Source organism: Mesorhizobium sp. M4B.F.Ca.ET.214.01.1.1 (assembly GCF_004791545.1).
Taxonomy (GTDB): domain Bacteria; phylum Pseudomonadota; class Alphaproteobacteria; order Rhizobiales; family Rhizobiaceae; genus Mesorhizobium; species Mesorhizobium abyssinicae.
Genome location: NZ_SRUX01000017.1, coordinates 57,473 through 82,445, shown reverse-complemented (window position 1 = coordinate 82,445; position 24,973 = coordinate 57,473). Strand labels below are relative to the sequence as shown.

Genomic DNA, 24,973 nt, shown 5'->3' with positions numbered 1-24,973 from the left:
TTGCGAATGCATTGCCGGTTTTTTGTTGTCCGCCGCCGGCCGGACATTCGCCTGGTCCGGAAATCGGAATCGGTTTTCGGAAACCACGGTGCGTGATGTAAGAGGATGCAATGGCCGTTCTGCGCGCCGCAAAGACCAATAACGAGGTCGACCAGCCGTCGAGCCCGGTGTTGCGCTTTGGCCCCGACAAGCCGCTCAAGCTCGATGCCGGTGCGCTGCTGTCGCCGTTCCAGATCGCCTACCAGACCTATGGCACCCTCAACGACGCCCGCTCCAACGCCATCCTGGTCTGCCACGCGCTGACCGGCGACCAGCATGTCGCCAGCACCAATCCGGTCACCGGCAAGCCTGGCTGGTGGCAGGTGCTGATCGGGCCGGGCAAGATCATCGACACCAACCGCTTCTTCGTCATCTGCTCCAACGTGCTGGGCGGCTGCCTGGGCTCCACCGGCCCGGCCTCGACCAATCCGGCCACCGGCAAGCCTTACGGCCTCGACCTGCCGGTGATCACCATCCGCGACATGGTGCGGGCGCAGCTGATGCTGGTCGACCACTTCGGCATCGAGAAGCTGTTTTGCGTGCTTGGCGGCTCGATGGGCGGCATGCAGGTGCTGGAATGGGCCGCGAGCTATCCGGAGCGCGTCTTCTCGGCGCTGCCGATCGCCACCGGCGCGCGCCATTCCTCGCAGAACATCGCCTTCCATGAGGTTGGCCGGCAGGCTGTCATGGCCGACCCCGACTGGCATGGCGGCAAATACTTCGAGCACGGCAAGCGTCCGGAAAAGGGGCTGGCGGTGGCGCGCATGGCGGCTCACATCACCTATCTGTCGGAAGCGGCGCTGCACCGCAAATTCGGCCGCAACCTGCAGGACCGCGAGGCGCTGACCTTCGGCTTCGACGCCGACTTCCAGATCGAAAGCTACCTGCGCCATCAGGGCATGACCTTCGTCGACCGCTTCGACGCCAACACCTACCTCTATTTGACCCGCGCGATGGACTATTTCGACCTCGTCGCCGATCACGGTGGACGCCTCGCCGATGCCTTCGCCGGCACCAAAACGCGTTTCTGCCTGGTCTCCTTCACCTCGGACTGGCTGTTCCCCACCGAGGAAAGCCGCTCGATCGTGCATGCGCTGAACGCCGCCGGCGCCTCCGTCTCCTTCGTCGAGATCGACACCGATCGCGGCCATGACGCCTTCCTGCTCGACGAGCCGGAACTGTTCGCCGCCATCAGCGGCTTCATCGGCTCGGCCGCGCGGGCGAGAGGGCTGAACGCATGACCCCGGAAAGTTGCAGACTTCCCGGATCAGGATCATGCGCCGAACGGGAGACCAGCCGATGAGCGTCAACCGCGCCCAGCGCGTCGACCTTGAAGTCGTCGCCGATCTCATCCCGCCGCAGTCACGGGTGCTCGATGTCGGCTCCGGCGACGGTCTGCTGCTCGAATTGCTGCAGGAAACCAAGCAGGTCGACGGCCGCGGGCTGGAACTGTCGCAGCGCGGCGTCAACGAATGCGTGGCGCGCGGCCTCTCGGTCATCCAGGGCGATGCCGACAAGGATCTCGAATTCTATCCCGACAAGGGCTTCGATTTCGTCGTCCTGTCGCAGACGCTGCAGGCGACCCGCAATCCGAAGCTGGTGCTCGACGAGTTGCTGAGGATAGGCAACCGCGCCATCGTCTCGTTCCCCAATTTCGGCCACTGGCAGGTGCGCCTGTCGCTGTTCGTCAAGGGGCGTATGCCGGTGACCAAGGATCTGCCCTATTCCTGGTACGACACGCCCAACATCCACTTCTGCACCATCCGCGACTTCGTCAATCTGTGCGAGGAGCTTGGCGCGACGGTGGAAAAGGCGACCGCGCTCGACGGCAACGGCCAGAAGATAGGCCTCTCCATGCCGTGGTGGTTCTGGAATTTCTTCGGCCAGCAGGCAGTGTTTCTGCTGCGACGATAGCAACGATCGCGGCGGTTTCCTTCGCCGACACCAGCACTTCCGCAGATCCCGACGCGACGAAGATTCTCGCAAAAGGAGCTTTCCTGCTTGCTTCTGTTATTTGACAGCGAAAGCCGACCCCTATAGCCACGTCCATTCAAGCAACCTGGTCGAACAATATGAGCGGCGATCGTCCGACTTATTCAATCGTCGTGGAAATGGAGAACGCCAAGTCGATCGACTGGGCGGAGATCGGCGTTGGGCTGAACGCCCTGGCGCGCGAGATCGCCGCGGTTTCCGCGACCGGCTTTGCAAGACCGAAAGTCATCATCTCGCATGGCGGGGAGGAAGAGGACGCGGACTCGCTCCAGCGCAACTTCCATACCCAGGCGCCACAGTTGGAAGAGGTGGCGGAGATAAGCTTCGCAGCTTGTCCCGGCGGCCGCTACTACGACCTCAAGAATAACGGGATCAAACAAACCGAGGGCGAACTGGTCGTCTTCCTGGACTCCGATACCGTTCCGGAACCGGACTGGCTCGCAACCCTGCTCGGCCCGTTTCAGGATCCCGGGATCGTCTGCGTCAACGGCTACACCTATCTCTTGTGCGACGACTTCTTTTCGAGAACCTTTGCCATGATGTGGTTCTTTCCGATGGCCGAGGGTGACAAGAGGTTCGCCGCGAAACGGGCGCTCAACGCCAACAACATCGCCTTCCGGCGCGAGTGGATTTCCAGCCACCCGTTTCCGCAAAACAATGGCTTCAAAGTCTCTTGCACCTTGCTGATGCACGAGCTGCGCCGCCAAGGTCACCAGCCGAGCAACATCAACGCCCGCGTCTACCACTATCCCCCGCGGGGCTGGCGGTTCTTCTTCTGGCGGGCACTGGTGACCGGCCGGGATGCCGACAGGAAATTCGTCGCGCAGCGCTCGCCCACGCGCGGCGCGCGCATCGTCAAGTCGTTCAGCCGCTGGTTCACCATGTCGTGGCGCACGACGCGGCGCATCGTGAGCCATGCCCGCCAAGCAGGCATGCCGGCCTGGCAGATCCCGTTCTCCCTGATCGTCGGCCAGGCGTTCTATGCCTTGGTGTTCTGGGGCCAGTTCAGCTTTGCCGCGGGGATCGTTGGCGACAGGGTCGAGCTGGTGCCGGACTATGTCGGGCACAGCTGAGGCCGGTGTTGCAATTGGGGCGCGGCGTCTCGAAATCTGCCGATTGCAGGCACGGACGTGGGCGGTCGAGGTGACACAGAGACTGCTTTTTTGTAGCGTCCCGCTGAACGCAAGCTTGGGCGGGCATGGAAGGCGGCAACAAATCCATCCGAATATCCCAAAGTCCGGGGCCTGATCGCATGCCGAAAGCGCCCGAGCCGGCCCCGCTCATCACAGTGATCACGCCGACCCACAACCGGCGCAGCCAGGTTGTGCGCGCCGTGGAAAGCGTGCTGGCGCAGACCCTTCCCCGCTTCGAGCACATCGTCGTCGACGATGGCTCCACCGACGCAACGGCGGCAGCACTTGCCGAAATCCGCGATCCCCGGCTGATCTATGTCGGCGCGAAATGGCGCGGCGCCAACGCCGCGCGCAATGCCGGCATCGAGCGCGCGCGGGCACCGATTGTCACTTTCCTTGATTCGGATGATGTCTATCTGCCGGACCGGCTGGAGCGGACGCTGGCGCGCTTCGACGAGAACCCGTCGCTCGAGGTCCTCATCAGCTCCTTCGTTTCGGTGAAGGGCAACCGGACCACCAAATGCGTCAACCGCGAGGCATTCCTGAGCCGCAACATGCTGGAACGGGCGCTGGTCTCCCAGACCATCTTCATCGCCGGTTCCGCGATAACCGCCCGGCACGAATCGCTGCTGGCGATCGGCGGCTACGACAGCGACATCGCGCGTATGCAGGATCGCGAATTGCTGCTGCGCTTCGCCCGCCGCGGCGGCGCGCTGCTCACCGAGGAAATCGACTGGAAGAAATACAATTCGGAAAATTCGATTTCCGGCCGCCGCGACGGCTATGTCGAGGCCTATGCGAACCTCATCGACAAGCACCCCTACATCGCTGACCGCTATCCCGAAATCCCGCCCTATATGATCGCGCGCCAGATCATCGCCGATACGATGAAGGGCAGGGTTTCGCAGGCATTCGCCGGTTATCTGGCCAACCGCTCGTCCAAGTCGCTCGGCTACTCGCTGCCGCAACTGTTGCGCGGCTATGTCGACGGCCGCCGCCGCCGGCGTGACCTTTATGACGAGTTCCGCCAGAAATACGGCGCGCGGCCCGCCTGATCTTGTCGTGCCCCGAACCTGTCGGCTTAGAGCAATTCCAGGAAAAGTGTGTAACGGTTTTCCGTCCGGAATCGCGTAGAACCAAATAGTTAGAGCGGTTCGGCGATTCCTTGAAACGCTGAACCGCTCTAGCGATCGAGTTCCGGGAAATAGGGATCGGAATAGAAACGGCGGTCGCGCTCGCCCTGCAGGCAGTCGATGGGCGGCTCGGCATCGATCCGGACCGCCGCCGTGTCGGCGATGCCGCTCACCTCGAGGATCAGCTTGCGCCGGATGGCGGTCGAGAACTCGGAAGCCGCGTAGATCGGCAGCACGAAGGAGCCGGGCCCACCGGTGACGCATTGGGCGTAGTAGCGGTCGAGATGGCTGAAGGTGGGCGACGGGCTGATCAGGATCGGCAGGCCGTTGACGACGATGCCCCTGGCCAGTGCCGCGTCGCGCTCGGAGGTGACGGGCGGACCGGTGTTGTTGGGTCCGTCGCCCGAGATGTCGATGACGCGCCGCTCGGCCGCGAAGGCGGTTTGCTCGAAAAGCCCGGTGCCAAAGGCGAGCGCGCCGGAGATCGAGGTGCCGCGGAAGCTGCGGAACGGCCGCGCTGCGATCCTGTCGGCGAACACATTGGCGCTGTCGCTGCCGTCGATGATCTGCCAGGCAAGCACCGCGTCGTCGCGGATGGTGCCCGCCCACTCGAAATAGGCGATCGCGATGCGGCCGTTGGTTCCCGCGCGCACCGCCCTGATGAAGTCCGGATGCCTGAGCGCCTCGACGTAGCCGGCGCGCTGCAACGCGAATTCGCGCTCGTCCATCGACGTCGAGATGTCGACCGCCAGCACCAGCTCGACGTCCACGGCGGCAGGTGCGGCGGGCACCGGCACAGGCGCGGCCTGGGCGCAGCCGAGACAGGCAAGCAGGCTGAGCATGTCGAGCATGGCCGCGTGCGTCCGGTTTGACGGGCCTGATCTTCTGCGGTGATCGCGGCGAAATAAAGCTTGGCTTTTACTTCTTCCTGCGCGGCGCCAGCGGCGGCGGCTCGATCGCGCCGGCCCTGACCCGCGCCGGCTTGAGCGCCGATCGGCCAGCATCCTTCACGATCGTCAGCGAGCGCGGGAAGAACTGGTTGTTGTGCTGGCCACGGCCGATGTTGAGGATGGCGGCGTCCGGCAGCCGCTTCTCCAGCATCGCCAGCACGCGCCGCAGCGTCGCGCCGTCGAACGTGTCCATCGCCTCGTCGATGATCACCCATTTTGGCCGCCTGAGTGCCAGCCTGGCGACGGCAAGCAGGCGCTGCTCGTCGTCGGCGAGTTCGTGCTCCCAGCGCGCCGAACGGTCGAGCGAGGAGGCAAGCCGTTCGAGGCCGACCTCCGTCAGCACCGCCGCGATCTCGGCATCCTCGACCGTGATGCCGTCGGCATGGTTAAGCACCTCGCGCAGCGTGCCGAGCGGGAAATAGGGCATGCGCGGAACGAAGACCGGCGCCGCCCCGGCCGGCATGCCGATGCTGCCGCTGCCCCATGGCCACAGCCCGGCAATGGCGCGGAAGAACAGCGTCTTGCCGGCGCGCGGGTCGCCGGTGATCATGACGCGCTCGCCGGGGCGTATCTCCACCTCCGGCTCGGCTAGCCTTGTGCAGCCGTCCGGCGAAGCGACCTCCAGCCTCTCGAAGGTCAGCGTGCCGCCGGCGTTCTCGGTAAAGGTGATGCGCTTTTCGGTGTCGTGGAAAACGTCGGTCTCGCCAAGCGCGATGCGGAAATCGGCGACGCGCATCAGCGTCGCCCGCCAGTCGGCGATGCCGCCTATGTTGTTGATGAACCAGCGCAGCGAGGAATGGACCTGGTTGAAGGCCCCAACCGCCATCATCAGCCCGCCGAAGCTGATATCGCCGGCGAAATAGACCGGCGCCGCCACCAGGATCGGCGCCACCACGGTGATCCAGCCATAGGTGTCGGTAACCCAGGAGAGATTGATCTGGGCGCCGTAGATGCGCCGCATGGCGCCGAGCACCGTGCCGAGGTCGAGCTCGAGCTGCCGCCTGGCGTCGGCCTCGCCATGCGCGAGCGCGATGGCGTCGACATTCTCGTTGACGCGGACCATCGACGACCGGAGCTCGGCCTCGCGCGTGTAGCGGTCGCTGTTGAAGCGGATCAGCGGCCGCCCGACCAGCCAGCTCAGCCACGAGGCGATGCCGGCATAGAGGATCGCCGCCCACACCATGTAGCCGGGGATCTCCAGCGCATGGCCGCCGATATGAAAAACGAAGCCGGAGGAGAGCTGCCAAAGCACGCCGATGAACGACACCAGCAGGATGAAGGACTGCAGCAGCCCGACGCCGAGATCGGTCGACAGGTCGGAGAGATGCCCGGCGTCCTGCTGCATGCGCTGGTCCGGATTGACGCCGATTGCCCCGGCATGCGCCAGGCGGAAGGCGCGCGCCGGCCGCATCCACTCCTCGATCAGGTCGAGCGTCAGCGCCTGGCGCAGCTTCAGCCGGATCATCTGGTTGAGCCAGGTCTGGCCGACATTGAGCACCAGGAGCCCACCGGCAATGGCCGCGAAGACCATAAGCTGGTGCAGGAAACCCGGCAGGTCGCGCCGCGCCAGCGCATCGTAGAAGGGCTGGTTCCAGCGGTTGAGCAGCACCTGGCCGATCGCGGTCGCGACGATGACGGCGACGATGCCCAGGCAGGCCCAGACGAACTGCCTGCGCACCGGCGAGGATTTCAGCGCTTGCTTGATCGTCCTCACCTGGTCGCCGAGGCTGCTGACTTCGACAGACACGGCGGCAGGCGCCGGGCCGGCCTTGTCATCCGCTTGATCAGCCATGTCAGATATCCCTGCTTTCGGAAAAAGGTGCTGAAACCGGCGCGAGCGCGACAGGCATGTCCCTCAGGCCGCGACCCCGCCCCCGACAGATAGGATGAGGCAAGGCGTTGCCGCGATCACGAACGCGTCACTTGGGCTTGCGCCTGGTTCGCGGCCAGCCGCCCGAGCCGGGTGGCGCCTTGCGGCGTCAGCACCGGCACGAAAACGCGGCGCGAGGCGCGCTGCACGACCGGCACGCCCTGGTAGAGCCGCTTCTGCGCCTCGACCACGATGACGCCGGAAAAGATCGGCCAGAACCGCCGGCCGGCGCGCTCCAGCATGTTGTGGAAGCGCATCATGAAGCGCCGCGGCGACGGCGGGAAGAACAGCGCGTCGGACCATGCCGCCGGGGTGAAATTCGCCTCGCGCAGCAATTCGGTCAGCTGGCCGCGCGAGAACGGCCGGCCATTGCCGAACGGCGTATGCTCGAAACGCGCCCAGACGCCGCGCCGGTTGGGCACGACGATAACGACGCGGCCGGCGGGCGACAGCACGCGCCAGATCTCGTTCAGCGTCTCGCGCGGGTTCTCGACATGCTCGAGCGAGTGCACCAGCAGCACGCGGTCGATGCAGGAATCGACCAGCGGCAATTCCTCGTCGAAGACCAGCGCGGTCGCTGTCGGACCGGTCGCCGGCCAGACCACGGCGCCCTGCGTCGCCGGCATGAAGGCGAAGACCCGCTCGGCGTCGGCACCGAACCGCTCCAGCCACGGCAGGGTGTAGCCGAGCCCGACCAGCCGCTCGTTTGGCACGGCCGCCCAGATCGAGGACAGCGCCATGGTGATCGAGCGCTCGGCGAGGCGCCCCAGCGTGGTCGAATAGAAGGAACGGAGGTCGACGATATCGGAATGCATGGCCGGGACGGTAGCTTCGAAGCATTGCAAGTTCAACAAAGGCGGATGACATCGGCGCCCAAGCGCCCTATGTCTGCGGCGACAACTGCATCGGCCCGAAATCGGTTTCGATTTCGGAAAGCGCGATGCAGCAGATAAACAGCTTAGAGCGTCCTTTGTGCGTCCAATTGGACGCACGGCGCTTTGGTGGAGAGACGCGATGCCGGTCGAAATCGAACAGTTCATGTGCCGCAGCGACAATTTCGGCGTGCTGGTGCGTGACCCCACGAGCGGCCAGACCGCCATCATCGACGCGCCAGAGGAGGCGCCGATTCTGGCCGCCATCCAGCGCACCGGCTGGACGCCGACGCTGATCCTGACCACTCACCACCATGTCGACCATGTCGAGGCCAATCTGGCGCTGAAGGAACGCTTCAAGCTGCGCATCATCGGGCCGGAAGCGGAAAAGGAGAAAATCCCCGGCATCGACGAGACGGTCGGCGAAGGCTCCGTCGTCCACCTCGGCGAGGAAAGGATCGACGTCATCGCCACGCCAGGCCACACCGCCGGCCATGTCTCCTACCATCTGCCGGCCTCGAAAGTCGCCTTCACCGCCGACACGCTGTTTGCGCTGGGCTGCGGCCGGCTGTTCGAGTGCAAGCCGCCGGTTATGTACGATTCGCTGAAGAAGCTGGCGGCGCTGCCGGCCGAGACGGTCGTCTATTGCGGCCATGAATACACCCTTTCCAACGCCCGCTTCGCGCTCACCGTCGATCCGACCAATTCGGCCCTGAAGGAACGCGCCGCCCGGATCGAGGCACTGCGCGCCGACGACAAGCCGACGCTGCCGACGACGATCGGCGAGGAATTGTCGACCAATCCGTTCCTTCGCTGGCACGACCCGGCGATCCGCAAGCATCTCGGCATGGAGACGGCCACCGACGCCGAGGTGTTCGCCGAGATCCGCAAGCGCAAGGACAATTTCTGAGCCCCGTGCTAGCTTCCGGTCGATGACCAGTGCCGCCGAAATCATCGCCACGCTCGGCCTGAAGCCGCACCCGGAGGGCGGCTGGTATGCCGAGACTTTTCGCGATGGTGCCGGAGGCGAGCGTGGCCATTCGACAGCCATCTACTTCCTTCTGGAAGAGGATCAGCTCTCGGCCTGGCACCGGGTCGCGGACGCGGCCGAGGTCTGGCACTTCCATGCCGGCGCGCCGCTGGCGCTGTCGATGCATGAGGAAGGCAGCGGCGTGATCGAGCAGGTGCTGGGCATCGCCCTTGCCGCCGGCGAGCGGCCGCAGATCGTGGTGCCGGCCGGCTGGTGGCAGTCGGCGCGCAGCCTCGGCGAATGGACGCTGGTCGGCTGCACCGTGGCGCCGGGCTTCGACTTCGCCGCCTTCGAGCTGGCCGAGCCGGGCTGGCAGCCGCAAGCATGATCCCGAAAAGTGGTTACCGGTTTTCGGAAAAGATCATGCGCGATCAACAACCCCTTAGCCGAGTAGAAAACCCAAGGCGATCGCCGCCTGCGCGGCGTAGTAGAGCGCCCAGACCGCGTAGCGCATCCACACCCGATGCGGGGAAATGGCGGCAAGCAGGAATTTTTCGACGGCGAGCAGCCCGTCGGACGCCATGAACAGTATGGCGCCGCCGATCACCAGACTATTGCTGGTGGTGAGCGCCGAAATCCCCATGGCGAGGATCGCCGCGACATAGACAGCGATCGGCAGGCGCAGGCTCGGGCCGACACGGCGCCAGAGCGCGGCCAGCATGACGATCGCGAATGCCGCCATGGCGAGCGCGATCGCGCCGCGCCAGGATTCGGCGCCGAGCAGGCCTAGCCCGCCGCCGCCATGCAGGAACAGCGGCACGTAAAGGACATGCGCCGTAAGAAAACTGGCGAGCCCGCCGAGGAAGGCCTTCTCGCCGTCGCGCGACAGGAAGGCATCGCCGACGGCGCTGAGCGCGAGCGCCGCGACGAGCAGAAACGGGCCACCCTGCATGACGGCGAGCACCGCCAGCATGGCGACGGCAAGCGTCTTTGCCGCCGAGCGGGCGAGGCTCGGCGGCATGTTGAGCGTGAAAGCGTAGATCACCGCCGCAACCAGCGAGAACACCAGCGTCGCATTGGCATTGGCATCGATGCCGCCGGGAAACGGCATCATGCGTTTGCCTCACCCGTGGCCGCCTTGCGCAGCAACAGCGACTTCGCGGCAAGTGCCGCGCCGCCGGTGATCAGCACGCAGGCGGCGAGGATGCGCAGCGACGGCTCGGCGACGCCGGCAATGATCAGCACCAGCGTCGACAGCAACGGCGCGGCGTAGCTCGCCGCGCCCAGCACCTGGATGTTGCCGCGCTTGACGCCGATGTCCCAGGCGTAGAAGGCGGCCCCTACCGGCATCAGCCCAAGGCCGAGCACGGCCAGCCACTGGCCGATGCCGACGGGCAGCACCGTCTGCTCAAGCAGGAAGTGGCAGGCCAGCGAAAGCACAGACGTCGCCGCGCAGAACCAGGTGACGATCGAGGTCGGCACCGATGGGAAACGCCGCGACAACAGCGAATAGGACGACCACAGGAGGGCGCAAACACCGGCCATCGCGTAGCCGAAGGCATAGCGCGCGTCGAAGGCAAGGCCGCCGCCCTTGGTGACGATGAGGACCGTGCCTGCAAGGCCGAGCAGCGCGCCGACGACGTGGTTCCAGGCCAGCCGCTCGCCCGGCATCAGCGCCGAGCCCAGCACGATCAGCAGTGGCCACAGATAGGCGATCAGGCTCGCCTCCACCGCCGGCGCGTTGCGCAGCGCGGTGAAGTAGAAGAAATGGTAGCCGAACAGCCCGGCAATGCCGATCACCCAGACCTGCGGCGGGATCTTTTCGCTGCGGTCGGCGGCCGGCATCACCAGCCGCGCGGCGAGCCCGACGCAAGTGCCGATGGCGAAGGTGATGGCCGACAGCAGGAACGGCGGCACCTGGCCGGACGCGTCGGTCAACAGCGCCAGCAACGACCACATGGCGACCGCCGAGAAGCCGATCAGTGTTGCGCGCCCCATGCCTGTCTCCGGCGGCGCGCAAACGCGCCTAGTTTATGGCTTCGAACCGTCCGGCGCTGATGGTCAGCGGACCGATCTGGGTCCCGACCGTGGCGCGGATCGGCGCATATACGCCGGTTTGGCCGAGCGGTGCAAACGTCACCATCATGCGGCTCCGGTCCTTGAGGAAATTCAGCGCCTTGCGGCCCTTGCGGTACCCCGCCACCGGCTCGAACCCCATCCGGCAGGTCACCGTGTCGCCCTTGTATCCGCGCACCGAGATCGACCCTTTCGAGGCATAGGTCAGCGTCAGATTGGCGCGCATCTCGCCATCGTAGAACTTGACCGTGCGCCCGCAGACCTGATCGAGGCTGTCGGCGTGGATGACGGTCGCCGCCATCGGATCGAGAACCGACTTCAGGTCGCCCGCGCCAAGCGGCACCCAGCTCTTGGGATCGCGCTTCTTCGGCGCCGGGACGACCTCGGTCGAGGTCACCGCGCCATTGGCGAAGCGGATGTCGACCACCGAGGCCTTCTTGCCCGACGTGTAATCGGCGCGGAAGGCCTGTGGCCGCATCTGCTTGCCTGAAATCGTGCCTTTGGACGAGACCGTGCCCTTGGTGTCGTCGAACAGCTTGGCGAGGCCCGCCGCCGAGACAGTGCCGTTGATCGCGTAATTGTCGCCGTCATAGCGGCTCGAGAATGTCGCCCTGGCCACTGAAAGGCCGAGGAACGACACCGTATACTCGCCCTTGAAAGATTGTGGCGCGGCGGCGGCGAAACTTGCCGTTGGCAAGGCGACAGCCAGCAAGCCGGCGAAGGCATATGACAGACGAAGTACAGGGGGGCGAAGCATGGCGGTCCTCGATTTTCAGCCGGGAAACGGGCAATTCCTGGCTGGCATGTCCCTATGAGGCTGGCTTATAGGGTGAAATCCGGCCTTTATATGGAATATGGCTGGCCGGCCGGAGCTTGACGCGCCGGTGAAATGCCACTATGGAACGCCAACTTTTTCCATAAGGCCGCCTGACCGAGACCGCGCGCCGCCTGGCGCGGGTCGAATGGTTTGGCCGACCGAGAACTGAAGGTTAGAATCATGTCCCGCACCTGCGAGCTCACTGCCAAGGCAGTCCAGACCGGCAACAATGTGAGCCACGCCAACAACAAGACCAAGCGCCGCTTCCTGCCGAACCTGGTCAATGTGACGCTGATCTCCGAAGTGCTGAACCAGAATGTGCGCCTGCGCATTTCGGCCAACGCGCTGCGTTCGGTCGAGCACCGCGGCGGCCTCGACGCCTTCCTGGCCAAGGCCGACGCCAAGGAGCTGTCGCAGCGCGCCCGCCTCTTGAAGAAGCAGATCGCCAAGAAGCTCGCCGAGCAGGCCGCGGCTTAACAGTTTCTGGCGGGACACCGCCTTCGCAGGAGTGTCGTGCGGATTCGGCATGACATTCCGCTGGTTCCATTACCCAGGATAAAAAAATGAATTCCGTCTCGCGATATCTGCCCTTCGTGGCCGCCATGGCGCTCGTCGTCGTGGCCTCCAACATCCTCGTGCAGTTCCCGATGCAGGGTGAGATCAGCGGCCTGTCGCTGGCTGACATCTTGACCTGGGGCGCCTTCACCTACCCCTTTTCCTTCCTTGTCACCGACCTTGCCAACCGCCGCTATGGCCCGACCGTGGCGCGCAGGATCGTCTTTGTCGGCTTCATGACGGCGGTGATCTGCTCGATCCTCGTCCCGCCCTTCCTGTTCCGCCACGGCCTAATCGAATTCGAGACCGCCGCCGACCGGCTGGTGCGCATTGCCGCCGCTTCGGGCGCCGCCTTCCTCACCGCGCAACTGCTCGACGTCACCGTGTTCAACCGGCTGCGCCGGCAGAGCTGGTGGCGGGCGCCGATCGTCGGCACGCTGGTCGGCTCGGTGTTCGACACCGTCGTCTTCTTCGGCGTCGCCTTCTCCGCCGCTTTCGCCTTCGTCGGCCCGAACGACAGCTTCGCGCTGGAGGCGGCGCCGCTGCTGGGTGTGCTGCCGGTCGAGACCATGCGCTGGGTGTCCTGGGCGCTGGGCGACCTCTCGGTGAAGCTGATCATCGCCGTGGTGGCGCTGATCCCCTACCGGCTGCTCGCCGCCCGCTGGAGCCAGCCGGCGCTGGCGACGTAGCCATGATTCCAAAAAGTGGAATCAGGCATTGATCCCTTGGGTCCAGCTCGATTCGGCGAAGACACCGGACGGCGGGCAGGAATTGCGCCTGAAGCAGCGCGGTACTGAATTTTCCATCATGCTGGGCACCAACGAGCTGATGAACAGCCGTCTCAGCGGCTCCGAGCAGGCGCTTGCAAAACTCGCCTGCGAAAGGATCGCCGGTCACCAGCAGCGGAAAATCCTGATCGGCGGCCTGGGCATGGGCTTCACGCTACGCGCCGCCCTTGCCGAACTTGGCCCTGACGCAAGCGTCACCATCGCCGAACTGGTGCCGGCCGTCATCGCCTGGGCGCGCGGTCCCATGGCCGGCATTTTCGACGGCTGCCTCGACGACCCTCGCGTCAGCATCCAGGAAAGCGATGTCGGGCACGTCATCGGCGCCGGGAAATCGGCCTGGGACGCCATCCTGCTCGATGTCGACAACGGCCCGGAAGGCATCGTCTACAAGGGCAACGACGTGCTCTACGGCGCCACCGGCCTCGGCCAGGCACGCGCCGCGCTCCGCCCCGGCGGCGTGCTGGCGGTGTGGTCGCAGGGCCCCGACAGCGGTTTTACGCGCCGCCTCAAGCAAGCGGGCTTCGCCGTCGAAGAGGTCAAGGCGCGCGCCCATGGCAAGCGTGGCGCCCGCAATGTCATCTGGATCGCGACCGCTCCGGAAGCGCGATAGGGAAACCCTGCGCCTCGCGCGGAATGGCCAGCAATTTCCAGATACCGGTCGGGCGCCGGCCGCCAGCTCGCCGCCCCGGCCAACCGTGAAAAGGCAATGCGCCCTATCTCAGTGTGAGCGAGAAGCCGCCGGCGCCGTGGGCATCGAAGTATCGGTACAGGGTGGAAGCATTCCAGCCCTGCGGCGCCTCGCGGCGGACCTCGAGGTGATCTGAGTCCTCGAAGCTCAATTCGGGCGCGGGTCCTTTCAACGTCGCCGCGCTGTAATCCAGGGTCACGGAGTCGCCAGTGTCGGCAAAGGAGATGGTGATCTTGCCGTCGCCATAGCTGATGTCAGCGTCGTCGATTGAGCGCTCGGCGAAGACGATCGTGGTCTCTCCGGCAACGCGGACGACGTCGTTGCCGTCACCGCGATCGAAGAACAGCTTGGCTTTGTCCGTGCCGGTGAGATCGATCCTGTCGTCGCCCAGCCCGCCCGAAATCGCGGCGGCGGTGCCTGCGTTGATCGTGATGGTGTCGTCGCCGCGGCCGCCCTCGACCTGATCGACCTTGGCGGCGGCGATCGTGATGGCATCATCACCATCGTCTCCACGGATGCCGAAGACGGCCTGCCCGCTCGCGACAGTAATGATGTCGGAGCCTTGGCCACCGGAAATGTCACCGACGCTTTGCCCGGCGACAGTGATGATGTCCTGGCCCTGGCCGCCTGAAATACTGCGCGCTTCATTGCCCGCCGCAACGGTGATGATGTCGTCGCCGGCATCGCCGGTAACGTTGTCGATGTTCATTCCAGCCGCGAGGGAAAGCACATCGCGCCCGTCGCCGCCCCAGAGTCCCGAGATATCCCGCCCCGCCGAAACGGCGAGCGTGTCGTCGCCTTCGCCGGCCGAGACGTTATAGACATCGCGTCCGGCGGCAATGTTGACGACATCATTGCCGGCGCCGGCGAAGATGCCGCGACCGCTTGGCACGAAGACCGAGATTTCGTGGTTGACGGCGTTGGATGCCTTCAGCGCCATGGCGCCTGCCGTCGTGCTGCCCTGCCAATAGTCTGAAGTTGCGTCCTCGGTGGCCACCAGATCGAGCCGATCGTTTCCGTCTCCGAGGGAGACGTAGTTCGGCGCGGTGTCGTCGCCGGACGAGGTAATGTCGACCGTGTCGTTGCCGGATCCGGTTTCGATGAACTCTGCGTTGACGGGCATGACGACAAGATAGCCGCCGCTGCTCCAGGCCCCTTCAATCGACAGCTTGACGATCCTTTCCAGCGCGCTTTGCTGGGCGCTGTCGCCGCTGCGAAGGCTCGGACCATCGGTCAGCAGACCGACTGGTTGCGGCGCCTCACCGGGTTCGCCCCTTTGCAGCAATTGCAGGGCTACCTGATGTCGCGATATGGATGGGACGGTCGTCATGAGCCCGGAACCGGTTGCGCGATTCCAGAAAGGCGCCGCCAGACTGAAACCCAGGATTGCATCCGAGTTTCACCGCTCGGGGTTACCAAACCGTGCATGGCGGCCTGGGTCGGGCAGAAATCCGGTATCGGCTCAATCCTCGTGCAGGATGAATTCCAGGTAGAGGTTGCGCTGCAGGATCGAGTGGTTGTCGTCCGACATCAGCGACACCATCTGCGCGCCGTCGTCGCGGGTCCAGACGTCGAGCCCTTCCATATTGTCGATCTGGTAGCCCATGTCGGCTTCCAGCAGCACCGGACCGTCGGCGACGGCGTCCTTCTCGACGCTCTCGCCATAGATCCGCCTCAGCCGCATCTTCACGCCCCCGGCCATCGAGAAGCTGCGTTCGAGCAGCAGCAGGTCGCCATCTGGCAGGAAGGCGCCGTCGGTGATGTCGAAATCGCCGTTGCGCTTGACGGTGAAAACGCCCTTGTTCGGCCCCTCGATGATCGCGGCATAGATGTTGCCGGCCTTGTCGAGGCTCTTTTCCGACACCACGACCAGCCCGCCTTCGTGCTGGCCGTAGGGATTGGCGTGGGTGACGGTCTCGAAGCCGCGGTTCTGGCGCAGCTCCCGGGCCGGCACCAGATAGTCGAGCTCCTTGAACGGCGCCTTCATCTTGTCGGGATCGATCCTGAACTGGGCGACGCGCTGGTTGCGCTCGAAGCCGACCGTGGCGATGCCATCCTTGACCGCGAGGCCTTCCGCATCGACCTCCCATTTCCTTTCGATCGGCTGCCCCGATTGGTCGATCATCTGCTGCATGCGGAAATTCTGGAGGCCCGACGGCCGCTTGTCGGCATCGTGCGCCACGGTGCCGAAGAACCAGAAGCCGGTGTCGGCGACGCCGATGAAATCGCCGCCGGGCTTCAGGAAGCGAAAGGCCGACAGCGCGCCGAAATCGCGCGACGGCGAGGTCATCTCCAGCCCGCCGACGAATTCGAGCGGGCCGAACTTCCTGTCGTCGTGGCCGATGTGGAACTGGTTGATCGGCCGTGCCGAGATCTCGACCGGCTCGATGGAAGCCGGACCGGCGGCGATGGCCGGCGAAAGCATGCCGGCCAGCGCGCAGGCAGCCAGAACCACACGCCGCAAGCTCCGCCCCGAGATCCTCATCCGGCGCGCCGCAGACCGCCACGCCGCATCTCGCGGGCGCTTTCCTCGCCGAACAGCGAAGCCAGCTGCTCGGTCATGGCGCCGGCCAGTTCCTCGGCATCGACGATGGTGACGGCACGGCGGTAGTAGCGGGTGACGTCATGGCCGATGCCGATGGCCAGAAGCTCGACCGGCGACCGCGTCTCGATCAGCTCGATGACCGCGCGCAGATGCCGCTCCAGGTAGTTGCCGGGATTGACCGAGAGCGTGGAATCGTCGACCGGCGCGCCGTCGGAGATCATCATCAGGATCTTGCGCTGCTCCGGCCGTCCGATCAGCCGGCTATGCGCCCAAAGCAGCGCCTCGCCGTCGATGTTTTCCTTGAGCAGGCCCTCGCGCATCATCAGGCCGAGATTGCGCCGCGCCCGCCGCCACGGATGGTCGGCGGATTTGTAGATGATGTGGCGCAGATCGTTGAGCCGGCCGGGGTTCGGCGGCTTGCCGTCCTTCAGCCATTTCTCGCGCGCCTGCCCGCCCTTCCAGGCGCGGGTGGTGAAGCCGAGGATCTCGACCGAGACGCCGCAGCGCTCCAGCGTGCGCGCCAGTATGTCGGCGCAGGTGGCGGCGACGGTGATCGGCCGGCCCCGCATCGAGCCGGAATTGTCGAGCACAAGCGACACCACCGTGTCGCGGAATTTCGTGTCGCGCTCCTGCTTGAACGACAGCGGCTGCATCGGATCGATGACGACGCGCACCAGCCGCGACGGATCGAGATAGCCTTCCTCGAGGTCGAAATCCCACGAGCGGTTCTGCTGCGCCATCAGCCGGCGTTGCAGCCGGTTGGCCAATCTGCCGACGACGCCGGAAAGATTGGCGAGCTGCTTGTCGAGGAAGGCGCGCAGCCGGTCGAGCTCCTCTTCCTCGCACAATTCCTCGGCGCCGACCGTCTCGTCGAAAGCCGTGGTGAAGACCTTGTAGTCGATCTCCTTCGGCAGGTTGGTGAAGGGATTGTCGTTGCGCCGCGCCTCGCCGGGCGTCTCGGCGTCGGAATCGTCCTCGTCGGAGAGGTCGTCGGCGGTGGCGTCGGACGCTTCCGTCTCGGCCGACTGCTCGTCATCGTCGGACGCGTCGGCATCGTCGGACTGCGACTGTTCCGAGCCGGAATCGTCCTCGCCGCCCTCCTCGCTCTGCTCCTCGCCCTGCGGCTCGTTGTCGTCATTGTCCTCGGAGTCTTCGCTCTCCTGGTCGTCGCCGAGCTCCTCGGCCATTTCCATGGAGACCAGCATGTCGCGCACGATGCGGGCGAAGGCCTGCTGGTCGTCGAGCTTGGCCGACAGCCCGTCGAGATCGGCGCTGGCCTTCTCCTCGACCCAGGGGCGCCATAGATCGACCAGGCGCTCGCCGCTCTTCGGGATTGCGCGGCCGGTGAGCTTCTCGCGCACCATCAGCGCCACCGCCTCCTCAAGCGGCGCGTCGGCCTTGTCCTTGACGTCGACGAGGTTGGCCTTGGCGTATTTGTCCTCCAGCATCGAGCCGATATTGTCGGCGACGCCCTGCATGGCGCGGCTGCCGATCGCCTCGACGCGGGCCTGCTCGACCGCGTCGTAGATCGAGCGCGCCAGCTTGCCTTCAGGCGCCAGCTTGTTGTGGATGCGCTGATCGTGGCAGGCGCGCTTCAGCGCCATGGAATCGCCGAGCCCTCGGGTGATGGCGATATCGGCTTTGGAGGCCTTCTTCGGCAGTTCTGGCAGCCGGGCGCGGTTGCCCGCAAGCGCCGGCCGGTCCTTGGCGAAGCCGACCTCGAGGTCCTTGTCGCCGGCAATGGCGCGCATGCAGACGGTCACCGAGCGCTTGAAGCTGTCGGCTTCAGACCCGTTCTTCGGCTTGTTGCGCGTATTGTCGCCCGGACCCGCCATCAATCATCCCTGGAGCATGGTGTCGGCCGAAAAGTCATACGACCTTCCGGAACCATGCTCTTACCCCAGCACCACGTTGGCGGCGGATTCGGGCAAATCTTCGCCGAAGGCGCGCTGGTAGAATTCGGCGACCACCGAACGCTCCAGCTCGTCGCACTTGTTGAGGAAGGTCAGCCGGAACGCCATGCCGATGTCGCCGAAGATTTCGGCGTTCTCGGCCCAGGTGATCACCGTGCGCGGGCTCATCACCGTCGACAGGTCGCCATTGATGAAGGCCGAGCGCGTCATGTCCGCGACCCGCACCATCTTGTTGACGATGTCCTTGCCCTTGCTGTCGCGATAGTGCTTGGCCTTGGCCAGAACGATGTTCACCTCATTGTCGTGCGGCAAATAGTTCAGCGTGGTGACGATCGACCAGCGGTCCATCTGCGCCTGGTTGATCTGCTGGGTGCCGTGATAGAGGCCGGTGGTGTCGCCAAGGCCGACCGTGTTGGCGGTCGAGAACAGCCGGAACGCCGGGTGCGGGCGAATGACACGGCTCTGGTCGAGCAGCGTCAGGCGGCCCGAGGATTCCAGCACGCGCTGGATGACGAACATCACGTCCGGGCGGCCGGCGTCATACTCGTCGAAGCACAGCGCGACATTGTGCTGGTAGGCCCAGGGCAGGATGCCGTCGCGGAATTCGGTGACCTGCAGCCCGTCCTTAACCACGATGGCGTCCTTGCCGACCAGGTCGATACGGCTGACATGGCTGTCGAGGTTGACGCGCACGCAGGGCCAGTTGAGGCGGGCGGCGACCTGCTCGATATGGGTCGACTTGCCGGTGCCGTGATAGCCCGACACCATGACGCGGCGGTTGTAGGCGAAGCCGGCGAGGATCGCCATCGTCGTGTTCTTGTCGAACAGATAGTCGGGATCGACGTCCGGCACATGCTCGGAAGACACCGAATAGGCCGGCACCACCATCTTGGAATCGAAGCCGAATTTGTCCTTCACCGACACTGTCGTATCGGGCAGGTTGGCGATGTCGCGGTCGACCTTGTTCATCTCTATCCACGTCTCCACGGGCGAAATGGCTGATTTCGCCGGCAATCGATTTTGTTCGGGGGCGGTCTTAGAGCCTTTTCCAACCTTATGAAAGTTGGAAAGCGACACGAACCGTGGGGTCGCTCAGCACAAACCCGCCTGCTTGAGCACGCGATAGGCCTGCAGCACATCGCGGAACCGGTCTTCCGAACCTCTGTCGCCGCCATTCGCATCCGGATGGTGACGCTTGACCAGTTCCTTATAGCGCGCCTTGATATCCTTGCCAGTCGCCTTTGTATCAAGACCAAGCGTTTCCAGCGCCTTGGCCTCAAGCGGCTTGGCCTTGCGTTCGCGGGGGGCCTTCGGGTCGTTGAACAGGTTGAAGGGGTCGCGCATGCGGTTGTAGTAGCCGGCGCGGCCGGAGCGCTGCTGGGCGAAGTCCGGCGCCGAACGCGTCGAACCGCCATTGATGCCCATCTTCCATGTCGGTCGGTGGCCGGTCAGCGCTTCCTTCTGGAAGCGGGCGATTTCGGTGTCCGGCACGCCCGAGAAGTAGTTGAAGCCCTTGTTGTATTCGCGCACATGGTCGAAGCAGAAGCGGAAATACTCGCCTTCCTTCAGCCGTCCGACCGGCGCGCGATGGGTGCCGGCCTCCTTGCAGCCGTCCCACTGGCAGATCGGCGCGCGCGACTTCAGCTCCGCATCCTTCTCCGGCCGGATGCGGATTTTTTCGAAATATTTGGGATACGGCTTCATCTCACCCATTTATGGGCTGTTCGCACGTGCGAAACAAGAATTGACATTTCGGCGATGATCGCCCTAACCGCTGAATCGCGGCTTAAAAGCGGTCGAAAATGCGGATTTTGCGGCTCTGCCGTCATGTGGTGAAGGGAAGGTCCAATGTCCATACAGTCGACGATGGAAGACAAGCTGAAGGCGGCATTCTCGCCGGAGCGGCTGGTCATCATCAATGAGAGCCACCTTCACGCCGGCCATCACCATCACGGCTCCGACCATCATGGCGCCTTTGACGGCAGCGGCGAGACGCATTTCCGCGTCCGCATCGTTTCGCCTTCCTTTGCCGGCATGAGCCGCATCGAGCGCCACCGCGCCGTCAACGCGTTGCTGGCCGACGAGCTGAACGCCGGCGTCCATGCGCTGGCGATCGAGCCGGCGGCGCCGGGCGAACAGACGCGCTGGTAAGTCTCAGGCGACCGTCTCCTTCAGGAAGGCCATCACCGCGCCGGTCAGGGCGTCGCCCTCCTCGCCGAACCGGCGGTTGATCGCCATGTGCGAATAGGCACTGCCGTCGAACAGCGTGACCTTGGTGCCGGCCGCCCGCAGCCGGTCCGTGAAGGCATGGGCGACGACCGCGCGGATCGGTGCGTCCGAATAGGCGACAAAGACTGGCGGATGCTTGCCGCTCCCGACATAGGTGACGGGCGACAGCGCGCGCCATTGCGCCGGATTGGGGAAGGCCTGCGCGTAGATCGGCCGCAGCCGGCCGCCCTGCGCCTTGGCCAGTGCCTCGATGTCATAGGCTTCGGTGTCGTCGAGCACCAGCGCGGCGACGCCCGGCAATCCGCCGCGCAGGCCGGTCAGCGCGGCAAGGTGGCAGCCGGCGGAATGCCCCATCACCGCGATGCGGTCGGGGTCGCCGCCATGCCGGGCGATGTTGGCGCGCACATAGGCATAGGCCTTCTCGACGTCGCCCGCCTGGGTGGCGACATCGGCGCCAGGCAGCATGCGATAATCGATCGAGACGAACAGGAAGCCGTTGTCGAGCAGGAAGCCGGGCTTGGCGTTGACATTGTTGCGGTTGCCGAGCCGCCAGGCACCGCCATGGATGAAGAACACGACAGGACAGTCCCTGAAGCCGTCGCGCGTGTAGATGTCGAGCCTGGCCGGCCCGTAGTCGACGGTTTGCGGCTTGGGCTGGCGCGGACGCCATGCGGCGGAGGCACGCGCTGGCAGCAGCGCGGCAAGCGATGCCATGATGAGGCTGCGTCGATCGATCATCACCATCTCCCACCGCCTTGCGACGGCAGAGTGCACATGCGCGCCCCAGGCGTCCAGTTAACGATCGGTAATGGCCTGAGCTTGGAACGCGGCCGATCTGGACAGCATTTACCCGACATCCGGGCATTCGGCACGCCTCCGAATTCCGGCTTGCGAGATGCGAATGCAAAACCAATCGAGGTTAGCCCTTGAAGCGCGCCGGGCAATCACCACGTTATTCTCTAGGCAGGCATTTCGGCAACATCGGATGCCTTCCGGAGGTCAACGCCAGATTGCACGTTTCTTCTTCAATTGAAGGGAACCAACAACGCTTTCCGGCAGTTGAATATGTGATGAGCCGACTGGCAGCCAGAGCGGCTCCGAGGGCACATAATCATGCGCGAGAACCAATCCGACGTCTTCGACCTGTTCTCGGAGATCTATACCCATGCGGCACAGGAAGAGATCAGCCTCCAGCAATTCCTCCTTGCCTGCCGCGAAGACAAATCGATGTACGCCACGGCCCCCGAAAGGATGGTCGCGGCGATTGGTCAGCCAAATCTGATCGACACCAGCAAGGACGAGCGGCTCGGCCGCATCTTCTCCAACCGAACCGTCAAGGTGTACCCATCCTTCGCCGACTTCTATGGCATGGAGGATACGATCGAGCGTATCGCCGGCTATTTCCGCTATGCCTCGCAGGGTCTCGAGGAGCGCAAGCAGATCCTTTATCTGCTCGGTCCTGTCGGCGGCGGCAAGTCTTCACTAGCCGAACGGCTGAAGAAGCTCATGGAGCAGCGGCCGATCTACACGCTGAAGGTCGGCAACCAGATCAGCCCGGTTTTCGAATCGCCGCTCGGCCTATTCAACCCCGACCATATGGGCGACCTGCTTGAGGACAAATACGGCATAGCCCGCCGCCGCCTGAACGGGCTGATCTCGCCATGGGCCGCCAAGCGCCTCGACGAACTGGCTGGAGACATCTCCAAATTCAGCGTCGTCAAGCTGATGCCGTCGCGGCTGCGCCAGATCTGCATCGCCAAGACCGAGCCCGGCGACGAGAACAACCAGGATGTCTCGGCCCTGGTCGGCAAGGTCGACATCCGCCAGCTGGAGAATTTCAGCCAATCCGACCCGGATGCCTATTCCTACAGCGGCGGGCTCAATCGCACGACACAGGGCCTGCTCGAGTTCGTCGAGATGTTCAAGGCGCCGATCAAGGTCCTGCATCCGCTGCTGACCGCCACGCAGGAGGGCAGCTACAACGGCACCGAGAATTTCGGCGCCTTCCCCTACCAGGGCATCGTCGTGGCGCATTCCAACGAATCGGAATGGCAGCAGTTCAAGAACAACAAGAACAACGAGGCCTTCCTCGATCGCATCCTGGTGGTCAAGGTTCCGTATTGCCTGCGCGTCACCGAAGAGCGGCAGATCTACGAGAAGCTGCTGCGCGAAAGCGAATTGGCGGCCAGTCCCTGCGCCCCCGAAGTTCTCGACATCCTCAGCCGCTTCACCGTCGCGACGCGCCTTGCCGAGCACGACAATTCACCCCGCTACACCAAGATGCGCGCCTATGACGGCGAGAGCCTGAAGGAGGTCGACCCGAAGGCGAAGTCGGTACAGGAATACCGCGATGCCGCCGGCGTCGACGAGGGCATGACCGGCGTCAGCACGCGTTTTGCCTTCAAGATCCTGTCGCAGACCTTCAACTACGACACTAAGGAAGTGGCCGCCGACCCCGTGCACCTGATGTACATTCTGGAAGAGGCGATCAAGCGCGAGCAGTTTCCGAAGCAGACGGAGGCAGCCTATCTGGAGTTCACCAAGTCGGAACTCGCCGCGCGCTATGCCGAATTCATCGGCCACGAGATCCAGAAGGCCTACCTCGAATCCTACAGCGAATACGGCCAGAACCTGTTCGACCGCTACATCGCCTATGCCGATGCCTGGATCGAGGACCAGGACTACAAGGATCCCGACACCGGCCAGATCCTCAACCGCGAGGTGCTGGACAACGAACTGTCACAGATCGAAAAACCGGCAGGCATCGCCAATCCCAAGGACTTCCGCAACGAAGTGGTCAAGTTCACCTTGCGGGCCAGGGCGCGCAATCACGGCCGCAACCCGTCCTGGACAAGCTATGAAAAGCTGCGCGAGGTCATCGAAAAGCGCATGTTCGGCCAGGTCGAGGATCTTCTGCCGGTGATCAGCTTCGGCTCCAAGCAGGACAGCGTGACCGAAAAGCGGCACAATGAATTCGTGCAGCGCATGGTCGAGCGCGGTTACACCCAGCGTCAGGTGCGCCGGCTCGTCGACTGGTACATGCGGGTGAACAAGGCGGGTTGAGAACGCCTGGGGGTTCCATGCCGATCTTCATCGACCGACGCCTGAATCCCAAGGACAAGAGCTTGGGTAACCGCCAGCGCTTCCTCAAGCGCGCGCGGGACGAACTGAAGCGCAGTATACGCGACCGCATCCGCACCGGCCGGATCGCCGAAGCGGACAAGGAATATGCCGTGCCGATGCCGGAAAAAGGCACCGGTGAGCCGAGCTTCAACGATGCCAGGAACAGCGGGCGGCGCCAGCACATCCTGCCGGGCAACAAGAGTTTCTCTCCCGGAGACCTGATCCCCAAACCCGGCCAGGGCGGCGGCGCCGGGTCGTCGTCTCCGGGCGACACGGTCTCTGAAGACGATTTCCGTTTCGTGCTGTCGCGTGAGGAGGTTCTCGATCTCTTTTTCGAGGATCTCGAACTGCCCGACATGGTCAAGCTCAACCTCAAGGAAATCCTCGCCTTCAAGTCGCAGCGTGCCGGCTTCGCGACAACCGGTTCGCCGACCAACATCAACGTCGCGCGTACGATGCGCAACAGTCATGGCCGCCGCATAGCGTTGAGGCGGCCGAAGCAGGCGGACGTGGATGCCATCGCCGGGCAGATCGCCGCGCTGGACTCTCAGCCGGTCAGCGCAGCGACGCGTCTGCGTGTCGCGGATTTGCGCAAGGAGTTCGAACGGCTGGAGCGCCGCCGCAAACGCATCGCCTATGTCGATCCGATCGACATCCGCTTCAATCGCTTCGATCCCCGGCCGCTGCCGAATGCCAGTGCCGTGATGTTCTGCCTGATGGATGTGTCCGGATCGATGGGTGAGCGCGAGAAGGATCTGGCCAAACGCTTCTTCGTGCTTTTGCATCTGTTCTTGAAACGGCGCTACGAGCGCACCGAGGTGGTCTTCATCCGCCACACCCACGAGGCCCAGGAGGTGGATGAGGAAACCTTCTTCCATTGCACGCAAAGCGGCGGCACCGTCGTTTCCACGGCGCTCGACGAAATGCGCCGCGTCATCGAAGAACGCTACCCGGCCAACGAGTGGAACATCTACGCCGCCCAGGCTTCGGACGGTGACAATTTCGCCACCGATTCGGAACGCTGCATAGCCTTACTCGACGGCGCGCTCATGCGTCTTTGCCAGTATTTCGCCTATGTCGAGATCATCGACGAACGCGAGAGCCATATTTTCGGAGCCACCGAAAACGGGACGTCGCTGTGGCGCGCCTACAGCGTCGTCGCGCAGAAATGGCCGAACTTCCAGATGACCCGCATCGCCACGCCGGCCGACATCTACCCGGTCTTCCGCCAGCTCTTCGCAAGGCAACCGGCCGCCCGCAAGAGCGCTTGAGAGGGGTGC

24 protein-coding genes are annotated in these 24,973 nt (G+C 64.4%); 12 read left to right on the top strand and 12 right to left on the bottom strand.

Annotation, left to right across the window (positions count from 1 at the left end):
* Positions 1 to 110: 110 nt before the first annotated feature.
* From EN857_RS27890 to EN857_RS27875, 4 genes are all read left to right on the top strand, one after another.
* Entirely contained in the window at positions 111 to 1,280 is a 1,170-nt protein-coding gene (locus tag EN857_RS27890; protein WP_127312025.1) for a homoserine O-acetyltransferase, read from the top strand.
* 58 nt (positions 1,281 to 1,338) lie between these two features.
* Complete coding sequence (metW, locus tag EN857_RS27885; protein WP_127392790.1) at positions 1,339 to 1,953, top strand: methionine biosynthesis protein MetW; 615 nt, start codon at positions 1,339 to 1,341, stop codon at positions 1,951 to 1,953.
* Between the two features lie 158 nt (positions 1,954 to 2,111).
* Positions 2,112 to 3,104: a glycosyltransferase gene (locus tag EN857_RS27880; protein ID WP_127392789.1), complete on the top strand. Its 993-nt coding sequence runs from the start codon at positions 2,112 to 2,114 to the stop codon at positions 3,102 to 3,104.
* Between the two features lie 179 nt (positions 3,105 to 3,283).
* The gene (locus EN857_RS27875) at positions 3,284 to 4,219 is read left to right on the top strand and encodes a glycosyltransferase family 2 protein (protein ID WP_127392788.1); all 936 of its coding nucleotides are present in this window, start codon (positions 3,284 to 3,286) and stop codon (positions 4,217 to 4,219) included.
* A 128-nt stretch (positions 4,220 to 4,347) separates the two neighbouring features.
* Here the strand turns inward: EN857_RS27875 and EN857_RS27870 are convergent, their stop codons facing one another.
* The 3 genes from EN857_RS27870 to EN857_RS27860 all read right to left on the bottom strand — a co-directional run bounded on the left by EN857_RS27870 (position 4,348) and on the right by EN857_RS27860 (position 7,932).
* Entirely contained in the window at positions 4,348 to 5,148 is an 801-nt protein-coding gene (locus tag EN857_RS27870; protein ID WP_127310166.1) for a DUF1194 domain-containing protein, read from the bottom strand.
* A gap of 67 nt (positions 5,149 to 5,215) precedes the next feature.
* Complete coding sequence (locus EN857_RS27865) at positions 5,216 to 7,039, bottom strand: ABC transporter ATP-binding protein/permease (protein WP_128346338.1); 1,824 nt, start codon at positions 7,037 to 7,039, stop codon at positions 5,216 to 5,218.
* Between the two features lie 116 nt (positions 7,040 to 7,155).
* Positions 7,156 to 7,932, bottom strand: coding sequence for a methyltransferase domain-containing protein (locus EN857_RS27860; RefSeq protein ID WP_127286021.1), 777 nt, complete (start codon positions 7,930 to 7,932; stop codon positions 7,156 to 7,158).
* Between the two features lie 199 nt (positions 7,933 to 8,131).
* Here EN857_RS27860 and gloB point away from each other — a divergent pair, with 199 nt between their 5' ends.
* Together gloB and EN857_RS27850 are read left to right on the top strand one after the other, a co-directional pair.
* A complete protein-coding gene (gene gloB / locus EN857_RS27855; protein WP_127392930.1) occupies positions 8,132 to 8,899 on the top strand; it encodes a hydroxyacylglutathione hydrolase in 768 nt (255 codons plus the stop codon).
* 22 nt (positions 8,900 to 8,921) lie between these two features.
* The gene (locus EN857_RS27850) at positions 8,922 to 9,347 is read left to right on the top strand and encodes a cupin domain-containing protein (RefSeq protein WP_127392929.1); all 426 of its coding nucleotides are present in this window, start codon (positions 8,922 to 8,924) and stop codon (positions 9,345 to 9,347) included.
* Between the two features lie 54 nt (positions 9,348 to 9,401).
* Here the strand turns inward: EN857_RS27850 and EN857_RS27845 are convergent, their stop codons facing one another.
* From EN857_RS27845 to EN857_RS27835, 3 genes are read right to left on the bottom strand one after another with little or no spacing between them, the layout of a single operon-like run.
* Positions 9,402 to 10,073, bottom strand: a complete 672-nt coding sequence (locus EN857_RS27845; RefSeq protein WP_127392928.1) for a lysoplasmalogenase family protein — start codon at positions 10,071 to 10,073, stop codon at positions 9,402 to 9,404.
* Positions 10,070 to 10,957 carry an EamA family transporter gene (locus EN857_RS27840; protein WP_127286025.1) on the bottom strand — a complete coding sequence of 296 codons (888 nt, stop codon included), beginning with the start codon at positions 10,955 to 10,957 and terminating at the stop codon, positions 10,070 to 10,072. Before EN857_RS27840 ends, EN857_RS27845 begins: the two co-directional genes overlap by 4 nt.
* 28 nt (positions 10,958 to 10,985) lie before the next feature.
* Positions 10,986 to 11,792: a DUF3108 domain-containing protein gene (locus EN857_RS27835; RefSeq protein ID WP_127392927.1), complete on the bottom strand. Its 807-nt coding sequence runs from the start codon at positions 11,790 to 11,792 to the stop codon at positions 10,986 to 10,988.
* Between the two features lie 240 nt (positions 11,793 to 12,032).
* Between EN857_RS27835 and rpmB the strand changes: the two genes are divergently transcribed.
* From rpmB to EN857_RS27820, 3 genes are all read left to right on the top strand, one after another.
* Positions 12,033 to 12,329, top strand: coding sequence for a 50S ribosomal protein L28 (gene rpmB / locus EN857_RS27830; protein WP_127286026.1), 297 nt, complete (start codon positions 12,033 to 12,035; stop codon positions 12,327 to 12,329).
* 86 nt (positions 12,330 to 12,415) lie between these two features.
* Entirely contained in the window at positions 12,416 to 13,096 is a 681-nt protein-coding gene (locus EN857_RS27825; RefSeq protein ID WP_127392926.1) for a queuosine precursor transporter, read from the top strand.
* A gap of 28 nt (positions 13,097 to 13,124) precedes the next feature.
* Positions 13,125 to 13,805, top strand: coding sequence for a hypothetical protein (locus EN857_RS27820; RefSeq protein WP_135859403.1), 681 nt, complete (start codon positions 13,125 to 13,127; stop codon positions 13,803 to 13,805).
* Between the two features lie 103 nt (positions 13,806 to 13,908).
* On the opposite strand, the gene EN857_RS27815 is transcribed toward EN857_RS27820, so the two are convergent.
* The 5 genes from EN857_RS27815 to EN857_RS27795 all read right to left on the bottom strand — a co-directional run bounded on the left by EN857_RS27815 (position 13,909) and on the right by EN857_RS27795 (position 20,054).
* Positions 13,909 to 15,213 carry a hypothetical protein gene (locus EN857_RS27815; protein ID WP_135859402.1) on the bottom strand — a complete coding sequence of 435 codons (1,305 nt, stop codon included), beginning with the start codon at positions 15,211 to 15,213 and terminating at the stop codon, positions 13,909 to 13,911.
* Positions 15,214 to 15,345: 132 nt separating this feature from the next.
* On the bottom strand, positions 15,346 to 16,368 hold the full coding sequence (locus EN857_RS27810; RefSeq protein WP_135859401.1) for an esterase-like activity of phytase family protein: 1,023 nt from the start codon (positions 16,366 to 16,368) through the stop codon (positions 15,346 to 15,348).
* Positions 16,365 to 18,263, bottom strand: a complete 1,899-nt coding sequence (cobT, locus tag EN857_RS27805; protein ID WP_127393261.1) for a cobaltochelatase subunit CobT — start codon at positions 18,261 to 18,263, stop codon at positions 16,365 to 16,367. Before cobT ends, EN857_RS27810 begins: the two co-directional genes overlap by 4 nt.
* Before the next feature lie 60 nt (positions 18,264 to 18,323).
* Positions 18,324 to 19,310 carry a cobaltochelatase subunit CobS gene (cobS, locus tag EN857_RS27800; RefSeq protein WP_127285334.1) on the bottom strand — a complete coding sequence of 329 codons (987 nt, stop codon included), beginning with the start codon at positions 19,308 to 19,310 and terminating at the stop codon, positions 18,324 to 18,326.
* Positions 19,311 to 19,433: 123 nt separating this feature from the next.
* On the bottom strand, positions 19,434 to 20,054 hold the full coding sequence (locus tag EN857_RS27795; RefSeq protein WP_127393260.1) for a J domain-containing protein: 621 nt from the start codon (positions 20,052 to 20,054) through the stop codon (positions 19,434 to 19,436).
* A gap of 135 nt (positions 20,055 to 20,189) precedes the next feature.
* On the opposite strand from EN857_RS27795, the gene EN857_RS27790 reads away from it, so the two are divergent.
* Complete coding sequence (locus tag EN857_RS27790) at positions 20,190 to 20,492, top strand: BolA family transcriptional regulator (protein ID WP_127393259.1); 303 nt, start codon at positions 20,190 to 20,192, stop codon at positions 20,490 to 20,492.
* A gap of 3 nt (positions 20,493 to 20,495) precedes the next feature.
* On the opposite strand, the gene EN857_RS27785 is transcribed toward EN857_RS27790, so the two are convergent.
* Positions 20,496 to 21,308 (bottom strand): alpha/beta hydrolase, encoded by an 813-nt coding sequence (locus EN857_RS27785; RefSeq protein WP_128346412.1) that lies wholly within the window; start codon positions 21,306 to 21,308, stop codon positions 20,496 to 20,498.
* A 375-nt stretch (positions 21,309 to 21,683) separates the two neighbouring features.
* Between EN857_RS27785 and EN857_RS27780 the strand changes: the two genes are divergently transcribed.
* Together EN857_RS27780 and EN857_RS27775 are read left to right on the top strand one after the other, a co-directional pair.
* On the top strand, positions 21,684 to 23,633 hold the full coding sequence (locus EN857_RS27780; RefSeq protein ID WP_127285330.1) for a PrkA family serine protein kinase: 1,950 nt from the start codon (positions 21,684 to 21,686) through the stop codon (positions 23,631 to 23,633).
* A gap of 17 nt (positions 23,634 to 23,650) precedes the next feature.
* Positions 23,651 to 24,964 carry a YeaH/YhbH family protein gene (locus tag EN857_RS27775; protein ID WP_127285329.1) on the top strand — a complete coding sequence of 438 codons (1,314 nt, stop codon included), beginning with the start codon at positions 23,651 to 23,653 and terminating at the stop codon, positions 24,962 to 24,964.
* The last annotated feature ends 9 nt before the right edge of the window (positions 24,965 to 24,973 follow it).

What these genes read in the sequence shown, in the direction of transcription:
- EN857_RS27890 (WP_127312025.1), top strand. Translation starts at nt 111, where the DNA reads ATGGCCGTTCTGCGCGCCGCAAAGACCAATAACGAGGTCGACCAGCCG.
- metW (WP_127392790.1), top strand. Translation starts at nt 1,339, where the DNA reads ATGAGCGTCAACCGCGCCCAGCGCGTCGACCTTGAAGTCGTCGCCGAT.
- EN857_RS27880 (WP_127392789.1), top strand. Translation starts at nt 2,112, where the DNA reads ATGAGCGGCGATCGTCCGACTTATTCAATCGTCGTGGAAATGGAGAAC.
- EN857_RS27875 (WP_127392788.1), top strand. Translation starts at nt 3,284, where the DNA reads ATGCCGAAAGCGCCCGAGCCGGCCCCGCTCATCACAGTGATCACGCCG.
- EN857_RS27870 (WP_127310166.1), bottom strand. Translation starts at nt 5,148, where the DNA reads ATGCTCGACATGCTCAGCCTGCTTGCCTGTCTCGGCTGCGCCCAGGCC.
- EN857_RS27865 (WP_128346338.1), bottom strand. Translation starts at nt 7,039, where the DNA reads ATGGCTGATCAAGCGGATGACAAGGCCGGCCCGGCGCCTGCCGCCGTG.
- EN857_RS27860 (WP_127286021.1), bottom strand. Translation starts at nt 7,932, where the DNA reads ATGCATTCCGATATCGTCGACCTCCGTTCCTTCTATTCGACCACGCTG.
- gloB (WP_127392930.1), top strand. Translation starts at nt 8,132, where the DNA reads ATGCCGGTCGAAATCGAACAGTTCATGTGCCGCAGCGACAATTTCGGC.
- EN857_RS27850 (WP_127392929.1), top strand. Translation starts at nt 8,922, where the DNA reads ATGACCAGTGCCGCCGAAATCATCGCCACGCTCGGCCTGAAGCCGCAC.
- EN857_RS27845 (WP_127392928.1), bottom strand. Translation starts at nt 10,073, where the DNA reads ATGATGCCGTTTCCCGGCGGCATCGATGCCAATGCCAATGCGACGCTG.
- EN857_RS27840 (WP_127286025.1), bottom strand. Translation starts at nt 10,957, where the DNA reads ATGGGGCGCGCAACACTGATCGGCTTCTCGGCGGTCGCCATGTGGTCG.
- EN857_RS27835 (WP_127392927.1), bottom strand. Translation starts at nt 11,792, where the DNA reads ATGCTTCGCCCCCCTGTACTTCGTCTGTCATATGCCTTCGCCGGCTTG.
- rpmB (WP_127286026.1), top strand. Translation starts at nt 12,033, where the DNA reads ATGTCCCGCACCTGCGAGCTCACTGCCAAGGCAGTCCAGACCGGCAAC.
- EN857_RS27825 (WP_127392926.1), top strand. Translation starts at nt 12,416, where the DNA reads ATGAATTCCGTCTCGCGATATCTGCCCTTCGTGGCCGCCATGGCGCTC.
- EN857_RS27815 (WP_135859402.1), bottom strand. Translation starts at nt 15,213, where the DNA reads ATGACGACCGTCCCATCCATATCGCGACATCAGGTAGCCCTGCAATTG.
- EN857_RS27810 (WP_135859401.1), bottom strand. Translation starts at nt 16,368, where the DNA reads ATGAGGATCTCGGGGCGGAGCTTGCGGCGTGTGGTTCTGGCTGCCTGC.
- cobT (WP_127393261.1), bottom strand. Translation starts at nt 18,263, where the DNA reads ATGGCGGGTCCGGGCGACAATACGCGCAACAAGCCGAAGAACGGGTCT.
- cobS (WP_127285334.1), bottom strand. Translation starts at nt 19,310, where the DNA reads ATGAACAAGGTCGACCGCGACATCGCCAACCTGCCCGATACGACAGTG.
- EN857_RS27795 (WP_127393260.1), bottom strand. Translation starts at nt 20,054, where the DNA reads ATGGGTGAGATGAAGCCGTATCCCAAATATTTCGAAAAAATCCGCATC.
- EN857_RS27790 (WP_127393259.1), top strand. Translation starts at nt 20,190, where the DNA reads ATGTCCATACAGTCGACGATGGAAGACAAGCTGAAGGCGGCATTCTCG.
- EN857_RS27785 (WP_128346412.1), bottom strand. Translation starts at nt 21,308, where the DNA reads ATGATCGATCGACGCAGCCTCATCATGGCATCGCTTGCCGCGCTGCTG.
- EN857_RS27780 (WP_127285330.1), top strand. Translation starts at nt 21,684, where the DNA reads ATGCGCGAGAACCAATCCGACGTCTTCGACCTGTTCTCGGAGATCTAT.
- EN857_RS27775 (WP_127285329.1), top strand. Translation starts at nt 23,651, where the DNA reads ATGCCGATCTTCATCGACCGACGCCTGAATCCCAAGGACAAGAGCTTG.